Here is a 25,217-nt window from a genome sequence, read left to right on the forward strand (position 1 = left end):
CGCCGTCTGCGGGTCGGCTAGCCCGGACAGGCGCGCCACGCGCGGCCTCCGGGAAAACGCCATGAGAGTGGTGATAAGCCTGTTCACCCGTTGAGTCGCGGCATTACGCCAGCCGCGGGTAGGCGCTGGCGATATCGTCCCCGGTAAACTGGGCAATCCAGCCTTCCGGGTTGTCGAAGATGCGGATGGCGGTGAAGTTGGGCTCAGAACCCATATCAAACCAGTGCGGCGTATGCGCGGGAACCGAAATCAGGTCGTTCTTCTCACACAGGACCTGGAACACCTCATCGCCAATATGCAGGCAAAACAGACCGGCTCCCTCGACGAAGAAGCGCACTTCGTCTTCCCCGTGGGTATGCTCGTTGAGAAACTTTTCCCGCAGCGCCTCTTTTTGCGGATTATCCGCGCGCAGGCTGATCACGTCCCAGCTCTGATAGCCTTTCTCTGCTACCAGCTTATCAATCGCATGCTGATAGGCGGCAATAACCGTTTCTGCGGTTGGCGCCGCGCCTAAATCACGGTCGGCCTGCCAGCGCTCAAAACGGACGCCTTTGGCGTTGAGCTGCTGCTGGATCTCTTCGGCGTTAGTGCTGTGCCAGAGCGAGTTTTGCGGGTCTTTCACGGAAAAAATGGTTAATGCGCTCATGCTGGGATCTGCTCCGGATGAATATCGTCAAAACGCTGAACCTGCGGATGGTGGCTGGCCGGGTCGCGGTCGCCGCGCACCAGCTGTAGGGTGCGGAAACCGGCCTCTTCCGCGGCATCCAGCTCCTGATGAATATCGGACAGGAACAGGATGGCGGCAGGAGGCTGTCCCAGTTGCTCAGCAATGTTGCGGTAGGACTGCGCTTCACGCTTGGCACCTACCAGGGTATCGAAATAGCCGTTGAACAGATGAGTAATATCACCTTCATCGCTGTAGCCAAATAACAATTTCTGCGCAGCAACGGAGCCTGAGGAATATACATATAAATCAATACCCTGTGACTTCCATTTTTCCAGCGCCGGCAGAACATCCGGATACAGGTGGCCGGTAAAGTCGCCATGAACGTAGCCATCGCGCCAGATAATGCCCTGCAGCGCCTTGAGGGCGGTCGATTTGCGGTCTTCATCCATAAAGGCGAAGAGGGTAGCAATAAGTTCTTCGGCGCCAGCCGCCGGCTGGGCGATCTCTTCGCGCAGGTTATCGAGAATGGTCTTCACCGGCTCGACAAACTGCTGAGCGGTAACGAAACCGGCCAGGCGTTCGCGGGCGTACGGGAACAGAACGTTGTGGACGAAGCGAATGTCGCTGGTGGTGCCTTCAATATCGGTCACGATAGCGCGGATCATGAGTTCTCCAGAGTGAACGGTAGGTCGTGCTGACGGTGGCGTTGTGTTGATAGCGGTTTTTCAATCATAAGCGAAATAACGTTATCATTTAGACGTCTAAGCGTCTTGATTGCCAAATATTAACATCGTGTTATAGTGGCTTCAACAACAGCATCACAAACGGTACAAAAAGAATGAGCAATAAGCCACTGATTCCTGAGAGTAAACTCCCCTCACTGGGCACGACCATTTTTAGCCAAATGAGCGCCCTGGCCCAGCAGCATCAGGCGATTAACCTGTCGCAGGGGTTTCCGGATTTCGACGGCCCACGCTATCTGCAGGAGCGACTGGCATATCATGTGGCGCAGGGGGCCAATCAGTATGCGCCGATGACCGGCGTGGCCGCGCTGCGCGAAGCCATCGTCGATAAAACCGAAGAGCTGTACGGCTACCGTCCCGATGCCAACAGCGACGTGACCGTGACCGCCGGAGCGACGGAAGCGCTGTATGCGGCGATTACCGCCCTGGTGCGCGCCGGCGACGAGGTTATCTGCTTTGACCCAAGCTACGATAGCTATGCCCCGGCGATTGAGCTGTCGGGCGGCGTGCTGAAGCGTATTGCCCTCCAGCCGCCACATTTTCGCGTTGACTGGCAGCAGTTCGCCGCGAGCCTCAGCGACAAAACCCGACTGGTTATCCTCAATACGCCGCACAACCCGTCAGCAACGGTGTGGCTGCGTGAAGATTTTGCCGCGCTATGGCAGGCGATTGCCGATCGTGAAATCTACGTGCTTAGCGATGAAGTTTATGAACATATCTGCTTTGCCGCCGAAGGCCATGCCAGCGTGCTGGCGCATCCGCAGCTGCGCGAACGGGCGGTAGCGGTTTCTTCATTTGGCAAAACCTTTCATATGACCGGCTGGAAGGTTGGCTACTGCGTGGCGCCTGCCGCCATTAGCGGCGAGCTGCGGAAAGTGCATCAGTATCTGACTTTTGCCGTCAATACGCCCGCGCAGCTGGCGATTGCCGATATGCTGCGTCGCGAACCGGAGCATTACCGGCAGCTTCCGGCGTTTTACCGCGAGCGGCGGGATCTGTTTATTGATGCGCTGCGTTCCAGCCGCCTGGAAATTTTGCCCTGCGAAGGGACCTACTTCCTGCTGGCGGACTATAGCGCCGTCTCGGATCTGGATGATGTCAGCTTCTGCCGCTGGTTAACCACTGAAATCGGCGTCGCGGCGATCCCGCTGTCGGTGTTCTGCGCCGATCCGTTCCCGCATAAGCTGATACGCCTGTGCTTTGCCAAACAGCCAGCAACGCTGCTGGCTGCGGCGGAACGTTTGTGTCGTCTGTAGTTATTTAACGGTCCACGCCTGAGAAAATTGACGGTCGCCGAACATCTCCACCAGACCGTTGATTTGCTTCAGGCGCAATACTTCGTCTGAATCCATACCTAACTCTTTGCCGATTTTCGCGTCGGACCAGCCGAGATGCGTCAGTTCCTGGACAATTTCCGACATCGCATGAATCTGATGCCGCCCCCGCGCCCGGTTGTGGCGAATGGTCGCGGCCATCAGAGAATCACGCTTAGCGCCGTTATTTTCCAGGCAGGCGATGGGCAGATAGCCTTTCAGCCGTTTTTTCAGCGCCGCTTTGCCGCTGGCCAGCTCATGGCGATGAAAACCATCGATAATGGCGTAGCGCTCATGCTCCTGTTTCAACACCACCACGGGTTGCGTGAAGCCGTCCGTTTCCAGCGAGGTGAACAACAGGCGCTTTTCTGGCGGCGCAAGGTTATTTGGGTTGTAATCATTAGGCAAAACGTTTTCCTGTTTGACCCACAGTACGCAATCAACCGGTTGTGATTTGAAGGGACTATATTTATGCAGAGTCTGGCGGAAGGCGTTAAGCGCAGTAATCTTTTCCTCTTCATCTTCCAGCGATTGCAGATAGCGTTCAATAGCCTGGATTAATTGTCGTTGCATAGTATTCCCCATTGCTGGCGCTTCTTATTCATACGCTCGCGATAGCGTTTATATTGATGAGATTTGGTCGGACTAAAAGAGAGCTGGCGGCACCAGTAATCATTGTTCAGGAGAACTTTGCAGATGCGCCGCCATGAGGGGATATCTTTGGAGCCAATATCCGCCGGTTGGGTATCCGGAATATCCGCCATTCCCCGCCTCTGGTACCAGTGCAGATAAACAGCGATTTTATTGCGATAGTGTTCCGCCGTTTTCTCCGGCATGCTATCGAGCAAGAACAGGGCATAGCTTTTCCACGTGTGGTGCTCCGGCTTATCCAGCTTCCGATGACCGTAGAACTGATTATCGTGACCGGCATAGACCCCGCCGCAGTGGACGCCGCTGACGCGCTGGCACATGGCAGCCCAGCGTTCAGGCTCCAGCACATGGTAGAGCCACAGCCCCTGGCGCTGTTCCGGGCCAAAGGGTTCGCAAATACGCATATAGCGCAGCGGAACGCCCGCCTGATACATCAAGTTATAGAGCGGGTTATAGGACAGGCCGCTTTTACCAAACCAGGTCCAGATATCGGCGGTTTTCCAGTCGTAGATAGGATAGATGTACCACGCGTGACCGCCCGGCGCTGAGGTGGTCCAGGGTTTATCGTCGGCAAAGCGAAGCTTACGCTGCGAGGAGATGGCGATAAACCGATTAAGCGATTCATCGGCGCGGATGCCGACCATAACCGCCGCGGGACGGTTTTGCGAAAACCAATCGGCAAATTCGCGGACGAACGTTTCAAAGCTCATACCCGATTGATAAAACGGGAAATAGCCGGGATCGGTAATCGCATCTTTCGGCGGTTGGCGCACCCAGTTCGCACCGGGTTCCCAGCACTGCCATTCGGGGTTGTATTGGGTCAGCGAGTTTTGCGTGGTGAGGGGCAACGCCACCCAGAAAAATTGCTCAATAACGTCGCGATACTCTTCGCGCATCCTTTCGCAATGCGCAATGGTGCAGGAAAACTGCGCTTCCCAATCAACAAACAGGACGCAAATCTTTTTGCCTGTATGGCGGGCATGCTGCGCCGTGAGATGCAGCATGGTTGTTGAATCTTTACCGCCAGAAAAAGAGACGCAAATACGGGAGAAGTTTTCCATTACCCACTCTATTCTTTGCTGGCTAGCCTGCAGAACGGACTCTGGTAATGGAAGTTTTATAAAAGACACAGCTATTATTCCTTTAATGCGAAAGATACTTTTTACTTATATCATACTCTTTTTGTAATCAAGAGGTTGGTTATTATTCATCAATTTAATGAAATTATTTTAATTATTCGATGGCGTTATTTCTTTCGAAGTCATCGATAAATTTTGCAAACTTTGGATCGTCTATATTTACCCGGTTGTAAATCATGTAAATGTTGATGGCGGGGATCTTAAACGGCGCCTCTATAATTTTAAACTTATTTTGAAAGCTAATGTATTCTAAAATACAGGTCGGCACAAAACCGATTAAATCAGTTTGTTGAATAACATTAAGTATGGCAGTGTATGAATCGCTACTGAAAGCGATTTTTCTATCAGCAAGAATGCCGGCAGCCTGGTTCTGAAAGGATTTAGTTCCCTGATCGTTAGACAGGTAATAAGTAAATCGTTCCTGCAGTATGGCCTTCGTCGTGGTCAGTGATGCCAGCCTGGGATGGTTTTCATTACACACCAGCGAAATGTCCATTTCCTGGATGCGTTTACAGACGGTGGCTCGCGATGACAGCGGCAGAGTGCTGAATACCAGGTCGGCTTTACGGTAGGATAACAAGCTTTCTACCGACTCTCCTGATGCCAGCAGATCGTGATGCTCAACGTACAGGTTTGAATCATTTAATAACATATGAAGCAAATTGGTTGTTTTAGGGGTAATAAAAAGCTGCGGGGCATAAACCACAAGACGTTTCTTTAATTCAGAACGATTGGTCAGATAAATAGTTTGTTCTAATTGATTTAGATTTTTTTCCAGATGATGATGCAGATTAACGCCTAACGTAGTCGGCGTTATCCCTTTACCTGAACGAACGAATAGCGGGTCATTGAGCTGGTTACGTAGACGCTGGAGTGATTGACTGACGGCAGAGGGGGTAATAAATAGCGTTTCCGCCGCTTTACTGATGCTTAAGTGCTGGTAAATACATTCAAAAATAACGAGTAGGTTCAGATCGAATTTCTTGAGATCGTAAAGATTAGCCATTTTCAACGTCCTGTTAAGCTGGCGGTAAGAAAAATAGATTATTATATGGTCGCATCATATTTGCTGGGTGAATATTTGTTTTTTATTATTTATTACTCTCGGCGTCATTAAGTTTATCTAAATATATACCACCGTCGTACATTCCGCCAGATCCTTTTGTTTACCGCAACGCCTAAGGCTGAAGGGCGTTTATGAAGTCTGACTTTACCTCCTTCATAATCTGTAGTTTTTCTTTATCTGCGGCCTAATCGCGTGTTGAAGCCTATTTTCGTTATCATAGGGTCAATTGCCGCTATGACGTTGACGCCGGTATCGTTTATCAACCGATGAGGGTCATTAAGGCGCTTCCTATGTGCCGGCCGGGAGGAAGCTCATCGCGGAAGCCGGGGATTCAGATCCGTATGAACAGGGGGCAATTTAGTGAAGACCTGTAAAATCAATGATAAAAGCCAGGGCTGCGGTAAAACCTATTACAGCCATAGGTAAGACCTGAAGACGCATGGATTGCCCTTTCGTTCAGCGGGTGATGTAATCGCTGAGCTGTTACATTAAGGTGTAGAGCGCAACACATTGCCAGCTACTGGCGCTGAACCTACCTGCGGGTGTTTCAGGTAACGGGGCCGCCTGCGAGGGCGGCCTTTTTACTTTTCAGCGCATATCATGCGAAACGCGGCAGAAGTTTGCCATCGCGTTGACAGGTTCACAAAGTTGTCTTGTTCCGGTTGTTAGATAACGCTTATTGATTCGATAATGCAAACGCATTGGTCGAGTCAGGAAAAATTCGTTAACTTAGACCTCAACGAAAACACGGAGGAAGTATAGATGTCCTTAATTAATACCAAAATCAAACCTTTCAAAAACCAGGCGTTCAAAAACGGTGAATTCATCGAAGTAACCGAGAAAGATACCGAAGGCCGCTGGAGCGTCTTCTTCTTCTACCCGGCTGACTTCACTTTCGTTTGCCCGACCGAACTGGGCGACGTCGCAGACCATTACGAAGAACTGCAGAAGCTGGGCGTAGACGTGTACTCCGTCTCTACCGACACCCACTTCACCCACAAAGCGTGGCACAGCAGCTCTGAAACCATCGCCAAAATCAAATACGCGATGATCGGCGACCCGACTGGCGCCCTGACCCGTAACTTCGACAACATGCGTGAAGATGAAGGTCTGGCAGATCGCGCCACCTTCGTTGTTGACCCGCAGGGTGTTATCCAGGCTATCGAAGTTACCGCTGAAGGTATCGGCCGCGACGCGTCTGACCTGCTGCGCAAAATCAAAGCAGCTCAGTACGTAGCTTCTCACCCAGGCGAAGTTTGCCCGGCTAAGTGGAAAGAAGGCGAAGCGACTCTGGCTCCATCCCTGGACCTGGTCGGCAAAATCTAAATTTCCATCGTCTTTCACGCCATAGCTGCGTTGGCGTCGCCTGCTCACCCCGGGAGCTTACTTCAGTAAGCTCCCGGGGATTCTCAGGCTCGCCGCCTTGCTCTGACGCGAAATACTTTGGAAATTATTTCAGTCATGGGCGCACCGGCGCCCGTTTTATTCCAACATCATGATGCAAGCGTATTCAGGCTGCCTGGACAAGGCCGCTTGCATGATGATGTTTTAAGCCCAGGAGATAAAAATGCTCGACACCAACATGAAAACCCAGCTCAAGGCTTATCTTGAGAAGCTGACTAAACCTGTTGAGCTGATTGCCACGCTGGATGACGGCGCTAAATCGGCAGAAATCAGGGAACTGCTGGCTGAAATTGCTGAACTCTCAGATAAAGTCACCTTCAAAGAAGATAACGGCCTGGCGGTGCGTAAGCCGTCATTCCTGATTACCAACCCCGGCTCCAGCCAGGGGCCGCGCTTTGCTGGCTCTCCGCTGGGACATGAATTCACCTCTTTGGTTCTGGCTCTGCTGTGGACCGGCGGTCATCCGTCAAAAGAAGCCCAGACCCTGCTGGAGCAGATCCGCAATATCGACGGCGATTTTGAATTCGAAACCTACTATTCGCTTTCATGCCATAACTGCCCGGATGTGGTTCAGGCGCTGAACCTGATGGCGGTACTGAACCCGCGCATCAAGCACACGGCGATTGACGGCGGAACGTATCAAAATGAAATCACCGAACGCAACGTGATGGGCGTACCGGCGGTATTTATGAACGGTAAGGAATTTGGTCAGGGCCGCATGACGCTGACTGAAATCGTGGCTAAAGTGGATACCGGTGCGGAAAAACGTGCGGCGGAAGAGCTGAATAAACGTGAAGCCTACGATGTCTTAATCGTCGGTTCCGGCCCGTCCGGCGCAGCTGCAGCCGTTTACTCCGCGCGCAAAGGCATTCGTACCGGCCTGATGGGCGAGCGTTTTGGCGGCCAGGTGCTGGATACCGTGGATATCGAAAACTATATCTCAGTACCTAAAACGGAAGGCCAGAAACTGGCTGGCGCATTAAAAGCGCACGTTAGCGAATACGATGTTGATGTTATCGATTCCCAGAGCGCTTCAAAACTGATCCCTGCGGCGGTTGAAGGCGGTCTGCATCAGATTGAAACCGCCTCCGGCGCGGTGCTGAAAGCGCGCAGCGTGATCATTGCCACCGGCGCGAAATGGCGTAACATGAACGTGCCGGGTGAGGATCAGTATCGTACCAAGGGCGTAACCTACTGCCCGCACTGCGACGGCCCGTTGTTTAAAGGCAAGCGCGTGGCGGTGATCGGCGGCGGTAACTCCGGTGTGGAAGCGGCAATCGATCTGGCAGGCGTTGTTGAGCATGTTACTCTGCTGGAGTTCGCGCCGGAAATGAAGGCCGACCAGGTTCTGCAGGATAAAGTGCGTAGCCTGAAAAACGTCGATATCATCCTTAACGCGCAGACCACAGAAGTGGTGGGCGACGGCAGCAAAGTCACCGGCCTGCAGTACCGCGACCGGGTGAGCGGCGATGAACACCACGTGGCGCTGGCGGGGATCTTCGTTCAGATAGGTCTGCTGCCGAATACCACCTGGCTGGAAGGTGCGATTGAGCGCAACCGCATGGGTGAAATCATCATTGATGCGAAATGTGAAACCAACGTGAAGGGCGTTTTCGCCGCCGGCGACTGCACGACCGTTCCGTATAAACAGATCATTATCGCCACCGGCGAAGGTGCGAAGGCGTCGCTGAGCTCGTTCGATTACCTGATTCGCACTAAAACTGCATAATTCATAATAAAGTAAGACTCAACCTGCACAGTAAAGAGGCTACCCTTGGGTAGCCTCTTTTTTTTAGCTCGCTGGAGTTATCTGACCACCATCACCGGAATATGGGCATGACGAATCACGCTTGAGGCGTTGGAGCCCAGCAGGTGCGTGCTGATGGAAGGATTGCGGGAGCCAATCACGACCACATCGGCTTTTATTTCATTGGCCAGTTCATTGACCATATCGCGCACGTTGCCAAAGCGGACGTGCATTTTGATTCGCGACGGGTCAATGCTGAAATGTCCGGCCATCGTTTTCAGGCGCGTTTCTGCTTCGTGCTGCAAGTGCTCTTCAAAGCGGCGCAGGTCGGCGGTAAAACGACTCATCGTGAAGCTTGATGAGCCGGGTAGTACGTGGAGAAGATGGATAACCCCGTCCTGCTGGGCTAAAAACTCGGCATGGCGAACGGCTTTATCGCTTAACTCCATTTCAAAGACATCAACGGGCATAATGATTGTTTTATACATATGCATTCCTCCTTGTTCGTCTGCTTTTATATCAACACATTATAGGAAAGTATTGTGCCATTCAGGTCGCAAAATTGTCAGATCGGCTGGAGTGCGGCGTAAAAGTTTGTCAAATGAGAAGTGAAGAGTGAAAAGCTCAGAAAGAGGATGTAGATACATCCTCTGGATAAAGCGTGAAACGCCTCAGGCAGGAAGGGGGTTAACGGTGGAAATCGCCAGCGGCTTCCGGCTGATAGAGCAGTTCCAGCACTTCAAGGTGCGTTGAGGTGCCGCCCGGTAATTCCCAGTGGATCGCGCTGCCGACTTTTAATCCCAGCAGGGCGGCGCCAACCGGGGCCATAACCGATAGCTGAGTGGCGCTATCCGTTACCTGGGCCGGGAAAACCAGGGTGCGGATGCGCTCTTCGCCGGTTGTTAAATCGCGAAACCTGACCTGGCTATTCATGCTGACAACATCATGCGGCATGGCTTCAGGGGCCAGCATTTGCGCGCGGTCAAGCTCGTCATTTAGCGCGTCCGCGACCGGCGAGTTGGCGAAAGCCGGCTGTTCCAGCAGCCTGTCAATGCGCTCTGCGTCAAGTTCATTAATGATGATTGCGGGTCTGGTCATCTCATACTCCATGTTATCCAGGAACCTGTCCGTAAAAGAAAACCCTCACCGAAAATGGCAAGGGTTAATGTCCTCTCATCATACTGAGACTTGCTGGTGGTTTGAAGTGATTAAACGCACATTCATTAACGAACGATAGCTAAGTCGTATAAAACCTAGCCGGCTTTATCCAGCAGAAATTGCTTACCGCAGTTTCCCGGATGGGGCTGGGGTAAGAGTGAGTTAGCGGATAACGGGGCATTGATGGCCGCGGCTTTGATGGAGATTTGCATCTCTGTCAGATAGGCGGGGTTGCCGTTGCAGGTCAACTTGAACGCCTTAACGTTCTGTTTTCCATAGGCCTGAGCGACCGCGGCGTTGAAGTCATCCCGGCTAACGGTTTGCCCGTAATGTTTGGCCAGGAAAGCGCCAAGAGGCCCTTGCTTAATTTCGCCGTTCAGGCGCACCATGGCGCCGAAATAGTTGTCAGGATCAAACCCAAAGCAAACGCCATGCTTGGCGTATTCATAACGTTCAAGGCATGAGTTGCCGCCCGAACCCGGCATGACGCCGTTAAGTTTATTTGCCATTTCCAGCGATAGACCGGTTTCCGCCGCCCGACATTTTTGCCCGGCTTTCGCTTCAGGCATGTTGGGAACAGGGCGGGTCGCGCAGCCAAAACGCATCCAGCGGCGCTCGTCCACTCCGCGCGCGGCAATGGATTTTGGCAGGCTCGGCCACAGGCCGTGAACGGTGAGGAAATCGGCTTTATTGCTGAGTTCCTGCTGCAGGCGACACTCTTCCGGCTCGCCGCGGTTTCGGTCTTGCATACTTTGGCAGAACCCCGTTTGCCAGGAGAGAGCCAGCACGTAGCGGTCAAAATCACCGTATTGCGTGGCGATCAGCGGATCCGCGCTGACCTGGGCGGCGCTAAGCAAAAGGGCAATGGCGACGAAATCCTTCCTGAACATTTTTATTCCTGATGACGAATGGTCATTGATAACATTGCGTTATTAAAGCATAAAAAAGGCGCCAACAGGCGCCTTTTCACAGGGTTTCACCGTTAGCGGATTGCGCTGCCGGGAACCAGCACTTCGGTGGCGATAATCACCACTAACAAACCCACCAGAACAGGGACAGAGGTCCGTTTTACCACCTCAAACGGCGAAATTTTTGCCATCCCGGCGACGGCGACCACCACGCCGGATACCGGCGAAATGGTTCGGCCAAGGTTAGACGCCTGCAGCATCGGAATCGAAAGATAAGCCGGATTGATACCGGAAGAGTGCGCCAGCTTCGGGATCATCTCAACGAAAGCATAGAAGGGGGCATTACCAGAGCCTGTGGTCATCGCCGCCAGCATGGTCAGAATGACCAGTACCAGCATCAGAATAATACTGGCGGAGCCGAAAGAAGTCGCAATGGAGATCAGGCCGTTAATAAAGCCAATGGTACTCAGCCCCTGAGCAAAGACGCCGGCGGCAACCAGCAGCATCACCACTCCGGCAAACGCGTCAGCCATGCCGCGATACGCCGCCTCCAGGCCGTTAAACACATTTTTGGTGTTAAAGCCGCGGCAGAATTCCAGAACCGCCGCCAGCAGCATGCAGAGAACAAGGATAGTGATGATATGCAGCTCTGGGCCCCATTTGCCGTCGAAAATCAGTACTCCGATTATCGGGGTAAACGGCAAAATGGCGTAGAAGGCGGGAGCGGTGGTGGTTATCTCGTTTACATCGAGCATTTCATGGGCGACGTTTTCTTTTTTATCCAGGTAGCGCTGCCAGAAAAAGTGAGCGATCGCCATGCAGATAATGGCGACAATCGAGATAGGCAGCGTGGTTTTAAAGGCAAAGTCAATCAGCGGCATTTCGGCGGCCTTAGCGGCCAGCACGACATCGCCGGAGGTCGGGGACAGAATAATCGCCGCCGGAGAGGCGCAAATAGCGGCGGCGGCACCGCGGCTGATGCCAACGTTGACCATGACCGGGAACAGCGTCGCCATCAGCAGCACCCCCAGACCGGTTGCCGAGGAGACGGCCAGCGACATCAGGCAGGCAACGAAATAGGCGGCGATCATCAGTAGATAGGGTGAGTTAATGAAGCGCAGCGGTTTCGACGCCAGCTTCACCACCATGTCATTGGCGCCGATGTGCGTCATATAGGTCGCGAACCCGCAGAGCATCATGATCATCATGCCGAGGTCGCCGCCGCGGCTCATAAGCAGTATCTTGATATATTCAACAATATCGGTGGCGGAGTAACCGGTGCTCTTTGCGTCGCCAGGTAAAATCTTATGCCCCATTAGCGCACTGGCGATGAGTAATACTAAGCCACCGACGAACAGCACGCCGGTGGCGGAATAGCCTTTAATGATGTAGCGGGCGACGCCCACAATGACCACAATCCCAATCAGGATCTCTACTAGCGTAAGCATTCTTTTACCCCTAAACCATTAACCCAAAGAATCTGCTGATAAATAAAGCGAAGGAAAAATTAAGTGAGCGAATGTGCCTAAAAAACGGGCGAAACTCGCTGATGCAAATCAATAAATCGATGAGAATCTCTCTCTGACGGTACAAGGCCCGCATAGTTAAACGTCAGGCGAGAGGGATTTCAGATTTTTTGTACCGGGCAAATCAAGAGTTTGCCTAATTCCGTTAAGGTAGTATTAAGTTTATCTTTGCTATCTTACTCCGCTTTAAAAATGATACTGGTAAGAGAACGTGTTAATGCGACGTCGATTTATAGGATTTTTTCTTGGATGCCTGGGCCTGCTGCTATCATCCACCTCCGCTAACGCATCGTTTAGCTCGACGCTTCGCGACGGCTACAATACGCTAAGCGATAACGTCTCGCAGACGTGGAATGAGCCTGAGCACTACGATCTTTATATCCCCGCGGTGACCTGGCATGCCCGTTTCGCCTACGATAAAGAGAAAACGGACCGCTATAACGAACGCCCGTGGGGCGCCGGCTTCGGGGTTTCGCGCTGGGACGATAAAGGGAACTGGCATGGCATCTATCTGATGGCGTTTAAAGACTCTTATAACAAATGGGAGCCTATCGGCGGCTATGGCTGGGAGAAGACCTGGCGTCCGCTGGCGGACGATAATTTCCACCTTGGTCTGGGCTACACGCTTGGCGTGACGGCGCGTGATAACTGGAAATATATCCCGATTCCGGTCGTGCTGCCCCTGGCTTCCATCGGTTACGGCCCGGCAACGTTCCAGATGACCTATATACCCGGTACCTACAACAACGGTAACGTTTACTTTGCCTGGGCGCGCATTCAGTTTTGATGCGAATTTTGATAGCCATAAAAGAGATAAGCGGACTGTCTTGTGGAAAAACAAAGACTAAAGGGAACGAGGTACAAAAAGATAGAGACTTTTATCACTTTTTAGCAAAGTTGCGCTGGACAAAAGGTACCACAATTGGTGTACTGATACCCGACACAGTATTAGTGTCGATTTTTTCATATAAAGGTAATTTTGATGTCTAAGATTAAAGGTAACGTTAAGTGGTTTAATGAGTCCAAAGGATTCGGTTTCATTACTCCGGAAGATGGCAGCAAAGATGTATTCGTACATTTCTCTGCAATCCAGTCCAACGGTTTCAAAACTCTGGCTGAAGGTCAGCGCGTAGAGTTCGAAATCACTAACGGTGCCAAAGGCCCTTCTGCTGCAAACGTAATGCCTATCTAAGCAACGCGTCAGTAGAATATAAAAACCCGCTCATGGCGGGTTTTTTTTTTGCCTGCGGTTAGCGGCTGGCGGCATGAGAGAATAGCCAGAACGCAGCGGCGGTCATGGCAAATGAGCCTAATAAGTTGACGAGTACGTTGAGTAACGCCCAGCTAAAGCGCCCCTGCTGCAGGAGAAACACCACCTCGGCGGAGAAAGTGGAGAAGGTGGTCAGCCCGCCGCAAAAGCCAGTGGTGATAAGCAGCTTCCACATCGGATCGATATCCGTCAGGCGATTAAACCATGCCAGCCCTGCGCCGATAATAAAAGCGCCCAGCAGGTTAGCGGTGAGCGTACCAATGGGGATAGCATGATGCATGGGGTTAAACTTCATACCCAGCCACCAGCGCAAAACGCTGCCGGTGCCGCCGCCAAGAAACACAGCCAAAAGGAGTTGCAACACGGTCATTCCCTGTTTATTGATCGAGACTAAACTTCGAGTGTAGCGCGCGAAAGACCTCACTGGCTACGACTAACCTGATGGGAGAGAAAAGATGTTTGTTGCTGCCGGACAATTTGCCGTAATGCCGGACTGGACGGGAAACGCGCAGACCTGCGTCAGCATGATGCGCCAGGCCGCGGAGCGGGGGGCGTCGCTTCTGGTTCTGCCTGAGGCGTTGCTGGCGCGAGACGATAACGATGCGGATTTATCGGTTAAATCCGCCCAGCAGCTGGATGGCGGCTTCTTACAGCTCTTGCTGGCGGAGAGCGAAAACAGCGCGTTGACGACGGTGCTGACCCTGCATATCCCTTCCGGCGAAGGTCGAGCGACGAATACGCTGGTGGCCCTGCGTCAGGGGAAGATTGTGGCGCAATACCAGAAACTGCATCTCTATGATGCGTTCAATATCCAGGAATCCAGGCTGGTCGATGCCGGGCGGCAAATTCCGCCGCTAATCGAAGTCGATGGGATGCGCGTCGGGTTGATGACCTGCTACGATTTACGTTTCCCTGAGCTGGCCCTGTCGTTAGCGCTCAGCGGTGCGCAGCTCATAGTGTTGCCTGCCGCGTGGGTAAAAGGGCCGCTGAAGGAACATCACTGGGCGACGCTGCTGGCGGCGCGGGCGCTGGATACAACCTGCTATATTGTCGCCGCAGGAGAGTGCGGGACGCGTAATATCGGTCAAAGCCGTATTATCGACCCCTTAGGGACAACGCTTGCCGGGGCGGGAGAGCGGCCGCAGTTGATTTTTGCCGAACTTTCAGCTGATTATATTCAGCAGGTACGCGAGCGCCTGCCGGTGTTGCGCAATCGCCGCTTTGCGCCACCGCAATTATTATGACGTTTTTTTAAACAAGGCTTGATTCACCTTGTTACAGATTGCTATTGTGTCCGCGCGTCAAATAGCCGTTAATTGTATGCGTGTATGATGGCGTATTCGCAGCTTGTATTAGAGAAGAAGGTTAGCTATGGGTGAGATTAGTATTACCAAACTGCTGGTAGTCGCAGCGCTGATTATCCTGGTGTTTGGTACCAAAAAGTTACGCACGCTGGGTGGAGACCTGGGCTCGGCTATCAAAGGCTTTAAAAAAGCCATGAGCGATGACGATGACAGTGCGAAGAAGACCAGTGCTGAAGAAGCGCCGGCACAGAAGCTCTCTCATAAAGAGTAATTCGCGACGAGTTTCCTGATGAAGGAGGCTCGCTTCCGACGGGGAGACCGCGTCGGCAAAGAGGCCGCAGCGTTAACGCTGCGGCCTCTTTATGTTATATGCACGAAGTTTCGCCGAAAAAGATGCAACCAACTGTTACCGCGTCGGGTTTTTTACTGAGTAATGGAATGCATCGGCAGGATGGGCCGCAGCGCGAAAAATATTACGCCGCGGCCGGAGGGGTTACTTCACTTCCATGCCTTTGGCCTGCAGGTCGGCATGATACGACGAACGAACGAACGGGCCGCAGGCAGCATGGGTAAAGCCCATGGCCATCGCTTCGGCTTTCATCTCTTCGAACTCATCCGGGCTCACGTAGCGCTGTACCGGCAGGTGATGGCGGCTCGGCTGCAAATACTGGCCTAACGTCAGCATGGTGACGCCGTGGCGACGCAGATCGCGCATCACTTCAACGATTTCAGCGTTGGTTTCGCCTAAACCAACCATCAGGCCTGATTTCGTCGGGATCTCTGGATGCGCTTCTTTAAAGCGTTCCAGCAGCTTCAGCGACCAGTTGTAGTCGGCGCCCGGGCGTACCTGGCGATACAGGCGCGGCACGTTTTCCAGGTTATGGTTAAACACGTCCGGCGGCGTCGCCTGGAGGATTTCCAGCGCACGATCCATACGGCCGCGGAAGTCCGGTACCAGGGTTTCAATTTTAATCGTCGGGCTTTTTTCACGAATCGCTTTGATGCAGTCGGCAAAGTGCTGAGCGCCGCCATCGCGCAGATCGTCACGATCCACGGAAGTCACCACCACATAGCGCAGCGCCATATCGGCGATGGTTTGCGCCAGCTTCTGCGGCTCGTTGGCGTCCGGCGTCACCGGGCGACCGTGGGCAACATCGCAGAACGGGCAACGGCGGGTACAGATGGCGCCCAGAATCATAAAGGTTGCCGTTCCGTGGTTAAAACATTCCGCGAGGTTGGGGCAAGAGGCTTCTTCGCACACGGAGTGCAGGCCGTTCTTACGCATCGCTGCCTTGATCCCCTGGATACGGGACGAGTCAGCCGGAAGTTTGATTTTCATCCATTCCGGTTTTCTGAGCAGAGCTTCACGCTCAGTTGCCACGTTTTTCACCGGGATAAGGGCCATTTTATCGGCATCGCGGTATTTAACACCGCGTTCCATCACAATGGGTTTACTCATAGCGTGCGTGTTCCAGTTGCGAGTGACGAAGGAAAGCGAATCAATTCAAGTAAATGTTGCATTTATCAACTATTTTTGAATTAAACGCAGGCAGTATATCATTGATACGGGGGATAAAGCAGCCTGCTGGCCGGCAAATTGTAAAATAGTTGTTGTTTTATGCTTTTCCCTCACGTGCTTTATCGACTAAAAAGCCTGGCGAATCGTCTCGACGATCTCTTTCAACAAGGGCTCCTGCGCGCTGAGCTTGTTATAGTGCAGCGCAATATCAATTCTTTCTTCCCGTAGAGGCGGAAAATCGATCATTTTTAAGGGCCAAATCTTCTCGACCAGCGAGAACATTCCGGACGTGATTAGCCCCAGCATATCGCTGTCGTTGACCAGGGCTGCCTGAGTTAACAGATTGTAGCTGCTGAACCCATAGCGACGTTCGCCGAGATGCTCCTGCAGGTGGCGCAGGATGGTCGTATAGCGCTGGCCTTCAGGCTGCAGAAGCGCGAATTCATATTGACTCAGGTTTGCTGAGGTTGCCGGCAGCGCCAGGGCCGGATGCCCTGCCCGGCAGAAGATATGTACGCTATCCTGAAACAGCACATGGTGCGTAATCGCCTGCCCGCTATGGGGGAAGCTGTCAATCAGCAGGTCAACCTGACGCTGGTTTAACTGGCTGGCCGCGTCGGTGATGGCGACATTGTGCAGCAAAATCTGGGGAAAGACGCTCCGCAGCTGTCTGGTGATAACCGGCATGATCAACGCGCCAATGGCCGGCGAGGTAGCCACGGTTATCACCCGCTCGCTACGGGTATTTCCGGTTAAATCCAGGGCGTTGAGAAATGCTTCCATACCCTGGCTAATATGCTTATGAAGATGCGAGGCATAAGCCGTTGGCGTCACGCCCTGGCCCTTACGGATAAAAAGCGGGTCAGGGAAGAGGGCGCGCAGTTTGTTGATGGACTGACTAATCGCAGAGGGCGTGATATTCAGTATTTTGGCCGCGTTGACGATACCTTTATGGACGTAAACCGCTTCAAAAATAGTGAGTAAATTGAGATCAATATTACGCAGAATGCGAAACATCTGTCGATCGTGGCGATCGTCAAGGCGTTCGGTTGGTTCTGGCTGAGAGTTATTTTCGTCCACTCTATATTTCCGCTAGTGATGATTAGCACCATTATAGCGGGCACAATGATTTTATTAGTGATAATTGATTGCAAAAATAAAGACTTAATCCAGCCTGATGGAAAAATGTGACGTCCCGCGCTCACGGGACGTGATGGCTAGCGGGATTGAATAAATTCCGCCGGCGGATCGTTCAGTAAAGCCAGCAAATTGGCGGCGAGGCGTGGCGCGACGGTATCCGTACGAGCATCAGGCCGCCACTGGCGCATCTGCGTCATCTCCATTCCGGCATAACCGCATGGGTTAATCCTGAGGAATGGTGACAGATCCATGTTGATATTCAGCGCCAGACCGTGGAATGAGCAACCTTTGCGGATGCGCAAACCCAGAGAGCAGATCTTCTGTTCGCCCACGTAGACGCCGGGCGCGTCTGCCCGCGGGTGCGATTCAATACCATACTCCGCCAGGGTGTTAACGACAGTTTGCTCTAAAAGAGTCACCAGCTCACGCACGCCCAGCTTGCGGCGTTTAAGATTTAGCAGAACGTACATCACCTGCTGTCCGGGGCCATGATAGGTGACCTGTCCGCCGCGATCGCTCTGAATAACCGGTATCTCGCCGGGGACCAGAACATGTTCAGCCTTTCCGGCCTGACCCTGCGTGAACACCGGATGATGCTCCACCAGCCAGATTTCATCCAGGGTGGCATCGTCGCGACTATCGGTAAACTCATGCATTGCCTGCGAGACAGGTTCGTAAGGTTGCAGGCCGAGCTGGCGGATGAGGATTTTATTGTGCTGCAAAACAACGTCTCCGCAGAGAGAGAATGATTTGAGTGGGGGAGTATATCACAGCGAGAAAGACCCGGCGCAGGGCCGGGGCGGGGGAATCGATTTACAGCACCATCCGTACGATTTCAATATTGCCCAGTTCTTCATACAGGGTTTCTACCTGCTCAATGTGGGTTGCATTGATGGTAATAGAGACTGAGTGGTAGTTGCCTTTGCTGCTGGGTTTTACCGTCGGAGAGTAATCACCTGGTGCATGGCGCTGTACCACTTCAACCACCTGGTCAACCAGCTCCGGCAACGCCTGTCCCATTACTTTGTAAGTAAATGGAGTAGGGAATTCAAGCAGTTCGTTAAGTTTGGTTTTCATGTCAGCTCCGGTGTTACAACAAAAAATAATAACTCCCACGACGTGTGGGAGTTATCAGGATATCTAGTATATGGGGATGTAAATCACACTTTCAAGTGGTCGATTTTTAACCAAACCAGTGATGGAACATTAACTTAATGTAATCAATGATTTTGCCGAAGAAATTGCCTTCCGGGATTTCCTGCAGTACGACCAGAGGGCGCTGATCGATCGTTTTGCCATCCAGCTGGAAGTTAATCGTGCCGACCACCTGATTTTTCTGCAGCGGCGCATGCAGCTCGGCGTTATTTAGCACGTAGCTGGCCTTCAGATCTTTCATGCGGCCGCGCGGGATAGTCAGATAAACGTCTTTATCCACGCCGAGAGAGGCGCGATCGCTATCGCCGAACCAGGCGGGTTCAGAGGCGAACTCTTTACCGGCTTTAATCGGGTTAACGGTTTCGAAGAAGCGGAAGCCCCAGGTCAGCAGCTTTTTGCTTTCGGACTCGCGGCCTTTGTAAGTACGGCCGCCCATTACGGCGGAGATCAGGCGCATCTGGCCTTCGGTTGCGGAAGCCACGAGGTTATAGCCCGCTTTGTCGGTATGGCCGGTTTTAATCCCGTCGACGTTCAGGCTGTTGTCCCACAGTAGTCCGTTGCGGTTGAGCTGGCGAATACCGTTGAAGGTAAACTCTTTTTCTTTATAGATGGTGTATTCGTTCGGGACATCGCGCACCAGCGCCTGGCCAATAAGCGCCATGTCGCGCGCGGAGCTGAACTGACCATCGGCATCCAGGCCGTGAACGGTCTGGAAGTGGGTGTTTTTCAGGCCAAGGGCGTTAACGTAGTTGTTCATCAGGCTGACGAAGGCATCCTGGCTACCGGCGACGTAGTCGGCCATCGCCACGCAGGCGTCGTTGCCGGACTGCAGGTTGATACCGCGGATCAGCTGGGAAACCGGCACTTGCATACCCGGTTTAAGGAACATCAACGAGGAGCCTTTAAAGACCGGGTTGCCGGTCGCCCATGCGTCGTTACCCACGGTGACCAGATCGGACTCTTTAAACTTGCCCGCCTTCATGGCCTGACCAATCACATAGCTGGTCATCATCTTGGTCAGACTTGCCGGGTCACGGCGGGAGTCGGCGTTGTTTTCTGCCAGTACTTTGCCTGAGTTGTAATCGATAAGAATCCAGGATTCGGCGTCAATCTGCGGGGCGCCTGGGATCATAGTTTTGATATTCAGGTCATCGGCGCGGGCAGCGGAGGACAGCGCTGCCACGGAGAGCGCCGTAACGAGTAAACGAGCGGTAAAAGAGGTCTTCATGGTCTGAACAACGGCATCCGTGATGGAGTTAAAAAAGTGCCTTACTATAACAAACGCACTACGAACCAGCATCCGACATTGCGCACGACTTTGTTAATGACTTTGTCATGCGCAACGAGCAGGGGACGCGGGTGCGATGCCTTTAGTTGGCGCGAGTAATAAATGACTGCAGCTGAGCTTCGCTTTGCAGACGCTGCTGGATCGTGCTGGCCTGCGCTTTGCTGCTGAATGGGCCGAGCTGAATCCGCCATACCGCGCCGTTTTGCGTGACGCGGCCCGGGACGGAAAATTGCTGGCTCAGACGCTGCTGGTACTGCTGGGCGCGCGATTGATCGCTGACGGCGCCGACCTGCACGACGAAATCTCCGCCGGCGCTGGCCGCTGCGGCAGGCGTCACGGCGGCAGTGGCGGCTACGGCAGGCGCAACGCTGCCTTGTACTGAGCCTGGTGCGGTAACCGGCGCGGTTTGCACGACAGGCTCGCTGCCTTCCAGCACGCCGTTATTCAGCGGCGTCGGCGCGCCGAGGAAACCGCCGCTGCTAACCGGAGCGCCGGTAGTGTCTTCCGGCTTCAGGGTTGAGTTACTGATGGCGTGCACGTCAGTTTGTGCGGGTTGACTCATCCCCGCGCTGTTATCGCCGTCAAGATTCGGGCGGGCAGGCAGGGCATAGGTCTGTTTGGCCACTGTCGTACATGCCATCCCCGGACCGGAAAGCGAGCCGTCCGGCGCGACGACGATCGGATCGATGCGCACTTTGGTGTTATTCGAGGTATTGAGGCGATCGGCTGAGGCGCGCGACAGTGAAATCACGCGATCGTTACCGTAGGGGCCGCGATCGTTGATACGTACTACGATCATGCGGCCGTTCGCCAGGTTGGTGATCCGCGCGTAGCTTGGGATCGGCAGCGTGGGGTGGGCTGCGGTAAGCTGCGTGGGATCAAACGCTTCACCCGATGCGGTCAGATTGCTGTTAGGCTCGGCGTCGTAGATAGCTGCGAAGCCCGCCTGGGTGAAGTTAGAGGGATCCTGAACGATTTTATAGCTTTTGCCATCGCGTTCGTAATCCTGATTCGCCGTTGCGTTAGGCGTTTCATACTGCGGATCGGCGCCGCTAATTTCCACCGTCGGGCCATTGCAAACGGCCGGCTGTGGAGTGCTGACCGTTTTTTGTTGAACGTCTTCACCCGAACATGCCGCCAGCAGCCCTGCTGCTATGCAGATCCCCAGCCATTGCTTACGCATCGCGAACCCCTTACACGCTTTTCGACAACATTTTTCTGTGAGTATGGATCGACATAACGATACCAAACCCGGCCATCAATACGATTAGGGCAGAGCCCCCGTAGCTGACCAGCGGCAAAGGTACCCCCACCACCGGTAAAATACCACTTACCATACCAATATTTACGAAGACATAAACGAATAAAATCAACATTAAACCGCCGGCCATGACCCGGCCAAAGGTGGTTTGCGCCTGGGCGGCAATCCACAACCCGCGCATGATAAGCAGAATATAGAGCGCCAGCAGGATCAGCACGCCAATCAGCCCCAGCTCTTCCGCCAGTACGGCAAAGATAAAGTCGGTATGGCGTTCAGGCAGAAACTCCAGCTGCGACTGGGTTCCATGCAGCCAGCCTTTCCCGCGCAGCCCGCCGGAGCCGATGGCAATTTTTGACTGAATAATGTGGTACCCCGCGCCGAGCGGATCGGTTTCCGGGTCGAGCAGCATCATTACGCGCTGGCGCTGATAATCATGCATCAGGAAGAACCAGAGGATCGGAATAAAGGCGGCGACCAGCACCACGGCGATACCGATCAGACGCCAGCTCAGACCAGACAGAAAGAGCACGAATAGACCGGACAGGGCGACCAGAATCGAGGTCCCGAGGTCCGGCTGCGCGGCGACCAGCAGCGTGGGCAGGAAAATCAGCACCAGCGCGATAGCGGTATTTTTCAGCGATGGCGGGCAAACGTCGCGGTTGATAAAGCGCGCCACCATCAGCGGTACGGCTATTTTGGCGATTTCCGACGGCTGGAAGCGGACGATGCCGAGATCCAGCCAGCGCTGCGCCCCTTTAGAGATGGCGCCGAAGGCATCAACCGCCACCAGCAGGATAATACAGAATATATAGAGATAGGGCGCCCAGCCCTCATAGACCCGCGGCGGAATTTGCGCCATGACGATCATAATAACAATCCCCATGGCGATCTGGCCGATTTTACGCTCCATCATGCCCATGTCCTGACCGCTGGCGCTCCAGATAACCAGCGCGCTATAGGTCAGCAGCGCCAGCAGGATAAGCAGCATGGTGGGGTCGAGGTGGATTTTATCCCATAGCGATTTTTTATTCGGATTATCAGTCATTATTGATCCTCCCCAGCCGTTACCGCCGGGTTTTCACTCGGCAGGTTGGTGTTGTTATCGCCCAGCATTATATGATCGAGAATCTGACGCATAATGGTACCGACTGCCGGACCTGCGCCGCCGTTCTCAAGAATAATGGCCACGGCAACCTGGGGGTTGTTGTAAGGGGCAAACGCCGTCATCAGTTTATGGTCACGCAGGCGTTCAGCGATTCTGTGCGCGTTATAGGTCTCGTTGGCTTTCAGGCCGAAGACCTGAGCGGTACCCGATTTGGCCGCAATTTTATACGGCGCGCTGGCGAAGTATTTATGCGCGGTACCGTTGCCGCGGTTGGCGACGCCAAACATCCCGTCTTTGGCGATTTCCCAAAAACCAGAGTGAATATCGCCGACCGGCGGTTCATGGGGCTGAACCCACGGCACCGGTTTGCCGTCCTCCACCGTGCTCTGCAGCAGGTGCGGCACTTTAACCACACCGTCGTTAATCAGGATCATCAGCGCCTTGTTCATCTGGATAGGCGTTGCGGTCCAGTAGCCCTGTCCGATCCCGACCGGAATGGTATCGCCCTGGTACCAGGGTTTCTTGAAGCGCTTGAGCTTCCATTCGCGGGTCGGCATGTTGCCGGAGCGCTCTTCCGCCAGGTCAACGCCGGTATAGTGGCCATAGCCGAATTTGCCCATCCACTCCGACAGGCGATCGATACCCATATCGTAGGCAACCTGATAGAAGTAAGTATCGGCCGACTCTTCCAGCGCTTTAGTGACGTTCAGATGGCCGTGGCCCCACTTTTTCCAGTCGCGGTAGCGTTTATCCGAGCCGGGAAGCTGCCACCAGCCGGGGTCAAACAGGCTGGTGTTGCGGGTAATAACCCCGGCGCTGAGCGCCGAGACGGCCACGTAAGGCTTAACCGTTGATGCTGGTGGATAAACGCCCTGGGTCGCGCGGTTGACCAACGGCGTATTAGGATCGTTAAGCAGCCCGGAGTAGTCTTTGCTGGAAATACCATCAACGAACAGGTTGGGGTCGTAGCTTGGCGTCGAGACCAGCGCGAGGATGGCGCCGGTACGCGGGTCTGTGACCACGACCGCCGCGCGGCTGCCGGCCAGCAGCGTTTCAATATACTGCTGTAGCTTCAGGTCGAGCGTTAAATAGATATCGCGCCCGGCCTGCGGCGGAACCTCTTTCAGCTGGCGAATTACCCGGCCGCGGTTGTTTACTTCAACTTCTTCATAGCCGGTCTGCCCGTGCAGGACATCTTCGTAATAGCGTTCGATCCCCAGCTTGCCGATATCGTGCGTGGAGGCGTAGTTAGCCAGCTTTCCCTCTTTATCCAGGCGATCGACGTCTTTATCGTTAATTTTGGAGACGTAGCCGATAACGTGGGTCAGGGCTGAATTATAGGGATAGTAGCGGCGCTTATAGCCTTTGACTTCTACGCCGGGAAAACGGTACTGGTTAACCGCGAAACGGGCGACCTGTACTTCGCTGAGATTGACTTTCACCGGAATGGAGGTAAAGCGGTGGGAGCGGGCGCGCTCTTTTTTAAAGTTCGCTACATCGTCATCGGTGAGATCGATAACGTCGCGCAGCGCATCCAGCGTTTGCTGAACGTTGTCGACCTTCTCCGGCATCATTTCCAGCTGGTAAATCGTGCGGTTGAGCGCCAGCGGCGTGCCGTTGCGATCGTAGATAATGCCGCGGCTTGGCGGAATAGGGACCAGCTTGATGCGGTTTTCGTTTGAACGCGTTTGATAGTCGGTGTAACGCACAATCTGCACGTTATAAAGATTGGCGATCAATACGCCGGTAAGCAGCAAAATCCCCAAAAAAGCGACCAGCGCCCGGCGCACGAACAGCGAGGATTCAGCCGTATAGTCGCGGAAAGAATTCTGTAATTTCATTCGCTGCTTAGTCTACCCTGGTCATCATTACTCACGGTGGTAAGGGTGGTTGGTGGTAATGCTCCACGCCCGATACAGACTCTCGGCCACCAGTACGCGAACCAGCGGGTGAGGTAAGGTGAGCGTTGAGAGCGACCAACTTTGTTCCGCTGCCGCTTTGCAGGCGGGTGAAAGGCCTTCCGGGCCGCCGATGAGCAGACTGACGTCCCGGCCATCCTGTTTCCAGCGTTCCAGTTCGCGCGCCAGCTGCGGCGTATCCCATGGTTTCCCCGGAATATCCAGGGTGACGATGCGGTTTTTGCCTGCGGCCGCCAGCATCATTTCACCTTCTTTTTCCAGAATTCGCTTGATGTCGGCATTTTTGCCGCGTTTTCCGGCGGGGATTTCCACCAGTTCGAACGGCATATCTTTTGGAAAACGGCGCAGATATTCGCTAAAGCCGGTCTGAACCCAGTCCGGCATTTTGGTGCCAACGGCTACCAGGTGCAGCTTCACGCGTTAACTCCAGAGTTTTTCCAGCTCGTACAGACGACGGCTCTCTTCCTGCATGACGTGAACCATAACGTCGCCGAGATCGACGACAATCCAGTCCGCGGCGGCTTCGCCTTCAACGCCCAGCGGCAGCATACCGGCGGCGCGAGACTCTTGCACTACGTGGTCGGCGATGGACATAACATGGCGCGTAGAAGTGCCTGTGCAGATAACCATGCAATCGGTGATGCTAGATTTGCCATGAACGTCAATGGCAACGATGTCCTGACCTTTCAGGTCATCAATTTTGTCGATAACAAAATCCTGGAGTGCTTTACCCTGCAAGAGTTCCCCCTGGGTGTGTGAAGAGTGATAATAATAAACAGCCTGACAGTATACCTGAACTGGTAGCAAAATCGGGATAAATGTCGATAAATGGGCGGTTAAGGCCGCTATCATCCCATCCATCGCCGATGATTGCATCGCCATTTTTGTAAAACAATTTCTGCAAAGTTCAAATGGTAAATGCAGCCTGGCTGCG

27 protein-coding genes are annotated in these 25,217 nt (G+C 53.6%); 7 read left to right on the forward strand and 20 right to left on the reverse strand.

All coding sequences use genetic code 11. The annotated features are described in order from the left end of the window. Window positions 1–103 precede the first annotated feature (103 nt). Together BWI76_RS07910 and mtnC are read right to left on the reverse strand one after the other, a co-directional pair. On the reverse strand, window positions 104–646 hold the full coding sequence (locus BWI76_RS07910; RefSeq protein ID WP_004135399.1) for a 1,2-dihydroxy-3-keto-5-methylthiopentene dioxygenase: 543 nt from the start codon (window positions 644–646) through the stop codon (window positions 104–106). Continuing rightward, a complete protein-coding gene (gene mtnC / locus BWI76_RS07915) occupies window positions 643–1,332 on the reverse strand; it encodes an acireductone synthase (RefSeq protein ID WP_024358822.1) in 690 nt (229 codons plus the stop codon). Before mtnC ends, BWI76_RS07910 begins: the two co-directional genes overlap by 4 nt. Window positions 1,333–1,520: 188 nt before the next feature. On the opposite strand from mtnC, the gene BWI76_RS07920 reads away from it, so the two are divergent. Further along, the gene (locus tag BWI76_RS07920; RefSeq protein ID WP_162685305.1) at window positions 1,521–2,666 is read left to right on the forward strand and encodes a pyridoxal phosphate-dependent aminotransferase; all 1,146 of its coding nucleotides are present in this window, start codon (window positions 1,521–1,523) and stop codon (window positions 2,664–2,666) included. Here the strand turns inward: BWI76_RS07920 and BWI76_RS07925 are convergent, their stop codons facing one another. The 3 genes from BWI76_RS07925 to citR form a co-directional block, all read right to left on the reverse strand. Continuing rightward, window positions 2,667–3,296 (reverse strand): IbrB-like domain-containing protein, encoded by a 630-nt coding sequence (locus BWI76_RS07925; protein WP_004135395.1) that lies wholly within the window; start codon window positions 3,294–3,296, stop codon window positions 2,667–2,669. Then, entirely contained in the window at window positions 3,281–4,504 is a 1,224-nt protein-coding gene (locus BWI76_RS07930; RefSeq protein ID WP_004135394.1) for a phosphoadenosine phosphosulfate reductase, read from the reverse strand. Before BWI76_RS07930 ends, BWI76_RS07925 begins: the two co-directional genes overlap by 16 nt. A gap of 103 nt (window positions 4,505–4,607) precedes the next feature. After that, window positions 4,608–5,519, reverse strand: coding sequence for a DNA-binding transcriptional repressor CitR (citR, locus tag BWI76_RS07935; RefSeq protein ID WP_004135392.1), 912 nt, complete (start codon window positions 5,517–5,519; stop codon window positions 4,608–4,610). An 822-nt stretch (window positions 5,520–6,341) separates the two neighbouring features. Between citR and ahpC the strand changes: the two genes are divergently transcribed. Continuing rightward, on the forward strand, window positions 6,342–6,905 hold the full coding sequence (gene ahpC / locus BWI76_RS07940) for an alkyl hydroperoxide reductase subunit C (protein WP_004130404.1): 564 nt from the start codon (window positions 6,342–6,344) through the stop codon (window positions 6,903–6,905). Window positions 6,906–7,146: 241 nt separating this feature from the next. Further along, window positions 7,147–8,712: an alkyl hydroperoxide reductase subunit F gene (gene ahpF / locus BWI76_RS07945; protein WP_004135389.1), complete on the forward strand. Its 1,566-nt coding sequence runs from the start codon at window positions 7,147–7,149 to the stop codon at window positions 8,710–8,712. Between the two features lie 77 nt (window positions 8,713–8,789). On the opposite strand, the gene uspG is transcribed toward ahpF, so the two are convergent. From uspG to dcuC, 4 genes are all read right to left on the reverse strand, one after another. Continuing rightward, window positions 8,790–9,218 carry a universal stress protein UspG gene (gene uspG / locus BWI76_RS07950; RefSeq protein ID WP_004100140.1) on the reverse strand — a complete coding sequence of 143 codons (429 nt, stop codon included), beginning with the start codon at window positions 9,216–9,218 and terminating at the stop codon, window positions 8,790–8,792. A gap of 199 nt (window positions 9,219–9,417) precedes the next feature. Next, on the reverse strand, window positions 9,418–9,828 hold the full coding sequence (rnk, locus tag BWI76_RS07955; RefSeq protein WP_004111326.1) for a nucleoside diphosphate kinase regulator: 411 nt from the start codon (window positions 9,826–9,828) through the stop codon (window positions 9,418–9,420). Between the two features lie 155 nt (window positions 9,829–9,983). Continuing rightward, window positions 9,984–10,778 (reverse strand): ribonuclease I, encoded by a 795-nt coding sequence (gene rna, locus BWI76_RS07960; RefSeq protein ID WP_024358818.1) that lies wholly within the window; start codon window positions 10,776–10,778, stop codon window positions 9,984–9,986. Window positions 10,779–10,870: 92 nt separating this feature from the next. Then, window positions 10,871–12,244 (reverse strand): anaerobic C4-dicarboxylate transporter DcuC, encoded by a 1,374-nt coding sequence (gene dcuC, locus BWI76_RS07965; protein ID WP_024358817.1) that lies wholly within the window; start codon window positions 12,242–12,244, stop codon window positions 10,871–10,873. A gap of 289 nt (window positions 12,245–12,533) precedes the next feature. Between dcuC and pagP the strand changes: the two genes are divergently transcribed. Together pagP and cspE are read left to right on the forward strand one after the other, a co-directional pair. Then, window positions 12,534–13,109 (forward strand): lipid IV(A) palmitoyltransferase PagP, encoded by a 576-nt coding sequence (gene pagP, locus BWI76_RS07975; RefSeq protein WP_162685303.1) that lies wholly within the window; start codon window positions 12,534–12,536, stop codon window positions 13,107–13,109. Between the two features lie 195 nt (window positions 13,110–13,304). Beyond that, entirely contained in the window at window positions 13,305–13,514 is a 210-nt protein-coding gene (gene cspE / locus BWI76_RS07980; RefSeq protein ID WP_004100146.1) for a transcription antiterminator/RNA stability regulator CspE, read from the forward strand. 58 nt (window positions 13,515–13,572) lie between these two features. Here cspE and crcB read toward each other — a convergent pair whose 3' ends face one another. Then, window positions 13,573–13,956: a fluoride efflux transporter CrcB gene (gene crcB / locus BWI76_RS07985; RefSeq protein ID WP_024358815.1), complete on the reverse strand. Its 384-nt coding sequence runs from the start codon at window positions 13,954–13,956 to the stop codon at window positions 13,573–13,575. 91 nt (window positions 13,957–14,047) lie between these two features. On the opposite strand from crcB, the gene BWI76_RS07990 reads away from it, so the two are divergent. After that, complete coding sequence (locus tag BWI76_RS07990; RefSeq protein ID WP_004872397.1) at window positions 14,048–14,836, forward strand: deaminated glutathione amidase; 789 nt, start codon at window positions 14,048–14,050, stop codon at window positions 14,834–14,836. A 127-nt stretch (window positions 14,837–14,963) separates the two neighbouring features. Then, on the forward strand, window positions 14,964–15,167 hold the full coding sequence (gene tatE, locus BWI76_RS07995) for a twin-arginine translocase subunit TatE (protein ID WP_004100149.1): 204 nt from the start codon (window positions 14,964–14,966) through the stop codon (window positions 15,165–15,167). Between the two features lie 222 nt (window positions 15,168–15,389). Here tatE and lipA read toward each other — a convergent pair whose 3' ends face one another. From lipA to rsfS, 10 genes are all read right to left on the reverse strand, one after another. Then, window positions 15,390–16,355 (reverse strand): lipoyl synthase, encoded by a 966-nt coding sequence (lipA, locus tag BWI76_RS08000; protein ID WP_004130412.1) that lies wholly within the window; start codon window positions 16,353–16,355, stop codon window positions 15,390–15,392. Window positions 16,356–16,541: 186 nt separating this feature from the next. Beyond that, window positions 16,542–17,495 (reverse strand): YbeF family transcriptional regulator, encoded by a 954-nt coding sequence (locus BWI76_RS08005; RefSeq protein ID WP_004134190.1) that lies wholly within the window; start codon window positions 17,493–17,495, stop codon window positions 16,542–16,544. A 137-nt stretch (window positions 17,496–17,632) separates the two neighbouring features. Continuing rightward, window positions 17,633–18,277: a lipoyl(octanoyl) transferase LipB gene (gene lipB, locus BWI76_RS08010; RefSeq protein WP_024358813.1), complete on the reverse strand. Its 645-nt coding sequence runs from the start codon at window positions 18,275–18,277 to the stop codon at window positions 17,633–17,635. A 91-nt stretch (window positions 18,278–18,368) separates the two neighbouring features. Beyond that, window positions 18,369–18,632 carry a DUF493 family protein YbeD gene (gene ybeD, locus BWI76_RS08015; protein WP_004100153.1) on the reverse strand — a complete coding sequence of 88 codons (264 nt, stop codon included), beginning with the start codon at window positions 18,630–18,632 and terminating at the stop codon, window positions 18,369–18,371. A 106-nt stretch (window positions 18,633–18,738) separates the two neighbouring features. Further along, window positions 18,739–19,938, reverse strand: a complete 1,200-nt coding sequence (dacA, locus tag BWI76_RS08020) for a D-alanyl-D-alanine carboxypeptidase DacA (RefSeq protein ID WP_004134186.1) — start codon at window positions 19,936–19,938, stop codon at window positions 18,739–18,741. A 142-nt stretch (window positions 19,939–20,080) separates the two neighbouring features. Further along, the gene (gene rlpA, locus BWI76_RS08025; protein ID WP_004134184.1) at window positions 20,081–21,181 is read right to left on the reverse strand and encodes an endolytic peptidoglycan transglycosylase RlpA; all 1,101 of its coding nucleotides are present in this window, start codon (window positions 21,179–21,181) and stop codon (window positions 20,081–20,083) included. 10 nt (window positions 21,182–21,191) lie between these two features. After that, window positions 21,192–22,304, reverse strand: a complete 1,113-nt coding sequence (gene mrdB, locus BWI76_RS08030; protein WP_004100156.1) for a peptidoglycan glycosyltransferase MrdB — start codon at window positions 22,302–22,304, stop codon at window positions 21,192–21,194. Next, window positions 22,304–24,205 carry a peptidoglycan DD-transpeptidase MrdA gene (mrdA, locus tag BWI76_RS08035; RefSeq protein ID WP_004130417.1) on the reverse strand — a complete coding sequence of 634 codons (1,902 nt, stop codon included), beginning with the start codon at window positions 24,203–24,205 and terminating at the stop codon, window positions 22,304–22,306. Before mrdA ends, mrdB begins: the two co-directional genes overlap by 1 nt. A 27-nt stretch (window positions 24,206–24,232) precedes the next feature. Beyond that, window positions 24,233–24,700 (reverse strand): 23S rRNA (pseudouridine(1915)-N(3))-methyltransferase RlmH, encoded by a 468-nt coding sequence (rlmH, locus tag BWI76_RS08040; RefSeq protein ID WP_004100160.1) that lies wholly within the window; start codon window positions 24,698–24,700, stop codon window positions 24,233–24,235. Window positions 24,701–24,703: 3 nt separating this feature from the next. Further along, complete coding sequence (rsfS, locus tag BWI76_RS08045) at window positions 24,704–25,021, reverse strand: ribosome silencing factor (protein ID WP_004100162.1); 318 nt, start codon at window positions 25,019–25,021, stop codon at window positions 24,704–24,706. Window positions 25,022–25,217 lie beyond the last annotated feature (196 nt).

The organism is Klebsiella sp. M5al (assembly GCF_002090195.1).
In the GTDB taxonomy this organism is placed as follows: domain Bacteria; phylum Pseudomonadota; class Gammaproteobacteria; order Enterobacterales; family Enterobacteriaceae; genus Klebsiella; species Klebsiella grimontii.

Coding starts and splice junctions, on each gene's coding strand:
- BWI76_RS07925 (WP_004135395.1), bottom strand. CDS start 3,296: ATGCAACGACAATTAATCCAGGCTATTGAACGCTATCTGCAATCGCTG.
- tatE (WP_004100149.1), top strand. CDS start 14,964: ATGGGTGAGATTAGTATTACCAAACTGCTGGTAGTCGCAGCGCTGATT.
- BWI76_RS07990 (WP_004872397.1), top strand. CDS start 14,048: ATGTTTGTTGCTGCCGGACAATTTGCCGTAATGCCGGACTGGACGGGA.
- rlpA (WP_004134184.1), bottom strand. CDS start 21,181: ATGCGTAAGCAATGGCTGGGGATCTGCATAGCAGCAGGGCTGCTGGCG.
- dcuC (WP_024358817.1), bottom strand. CDS start 12,244: ATGCTTACGCTAGTAGAGATCCTGATTGGGATTGTGGTCATTGTGGGC.
- mrdB (WP_004100156.1), bottom strand. CDS start 22,304: ATGACTGATAATCCGAATAAAAAATCGCTATGGGATAAAATCCACCTC.
- lipA (WP_004130412.1), bottom strand. CDS start 16,355: ATGAGTAAACCCATTGTGATGGAACGCGGTGTTAAATACCGCGATGCC.
- BWI76_RS07910 (WP_004135399.1), bottom strand. CDS start 646: ATGAGCGCATTAACCATTTTTTCCGTGAAAGACCCGCAAAACTCGCTC.
- ahpF (WP_004135389.1), top strand. CDS start 7,147: ATGCTCGACACCAACATGAAAACCCAGCTCAAGGCTTATCTTGAGAAG.
- mrdA (WP_004130417.1), bottom strand. CDS start 24,205: ATGAAATTACAGAATTCTTTCCGCGACTATACGGCTGAATCCTCGCTG.
- rnk (WP_004111326.1), bottom strand. CDS start 9,828: ATGACCAGACCCGCAATCATCATTAATGAACTTGACGCAGAGCGCATT.
- citR (WP_004135392.1), bottom strand. CDS start 5,519: ATGGCTAATCTTTACGATCTCAAGAAATTCGATCTGAACCTACTCGTT.
- cspE (WP_004100146.1), top strand. CDS start 13,305: ATGTCTAAGATTAAAGGTAACGTTAAGTGGTTTAATGAGTCCAAAGGA.
- ybeD (WP_004100153.1), bottom strand. CDS start 18,632: ATGAAAACCAAACTTAACGAACTGCTTGAATTCCCTACTCCATTTACT.
- mtnC (WP_024358822.1), bottom strand. CDS start 1,332: ATGATCCGCGCTATCGTGACCGATATTGAAGGCACCACCAGCGACATT.
- ahpC (WP_004130404.1), top strand. CDS start 6,342: ATGTCCTTAATTAATACCAAAATCAAACCTTTCAAAAACCAGGCGTTC.
- dacA (WP_004134186.1), bottom strand. CDS start 19,938: ATGAAGACCTCTTTTACCGCTCGTTTACTCGTTACGGCGCTCTCCGTG.
- rna (WP_024358818.1), bottom strand. CDS start 10,778: ATGTTCAGGAAGGATTTCGTCGCCATTGCCCTTTTGCTTAGCGCCGCC.
- uspG (WP_004100140.1), bottom strand. CDS start 9,218: ATGTATAAAACAATCATTATGCCCGTTGATGTCTTTGAAATGGAGTTA.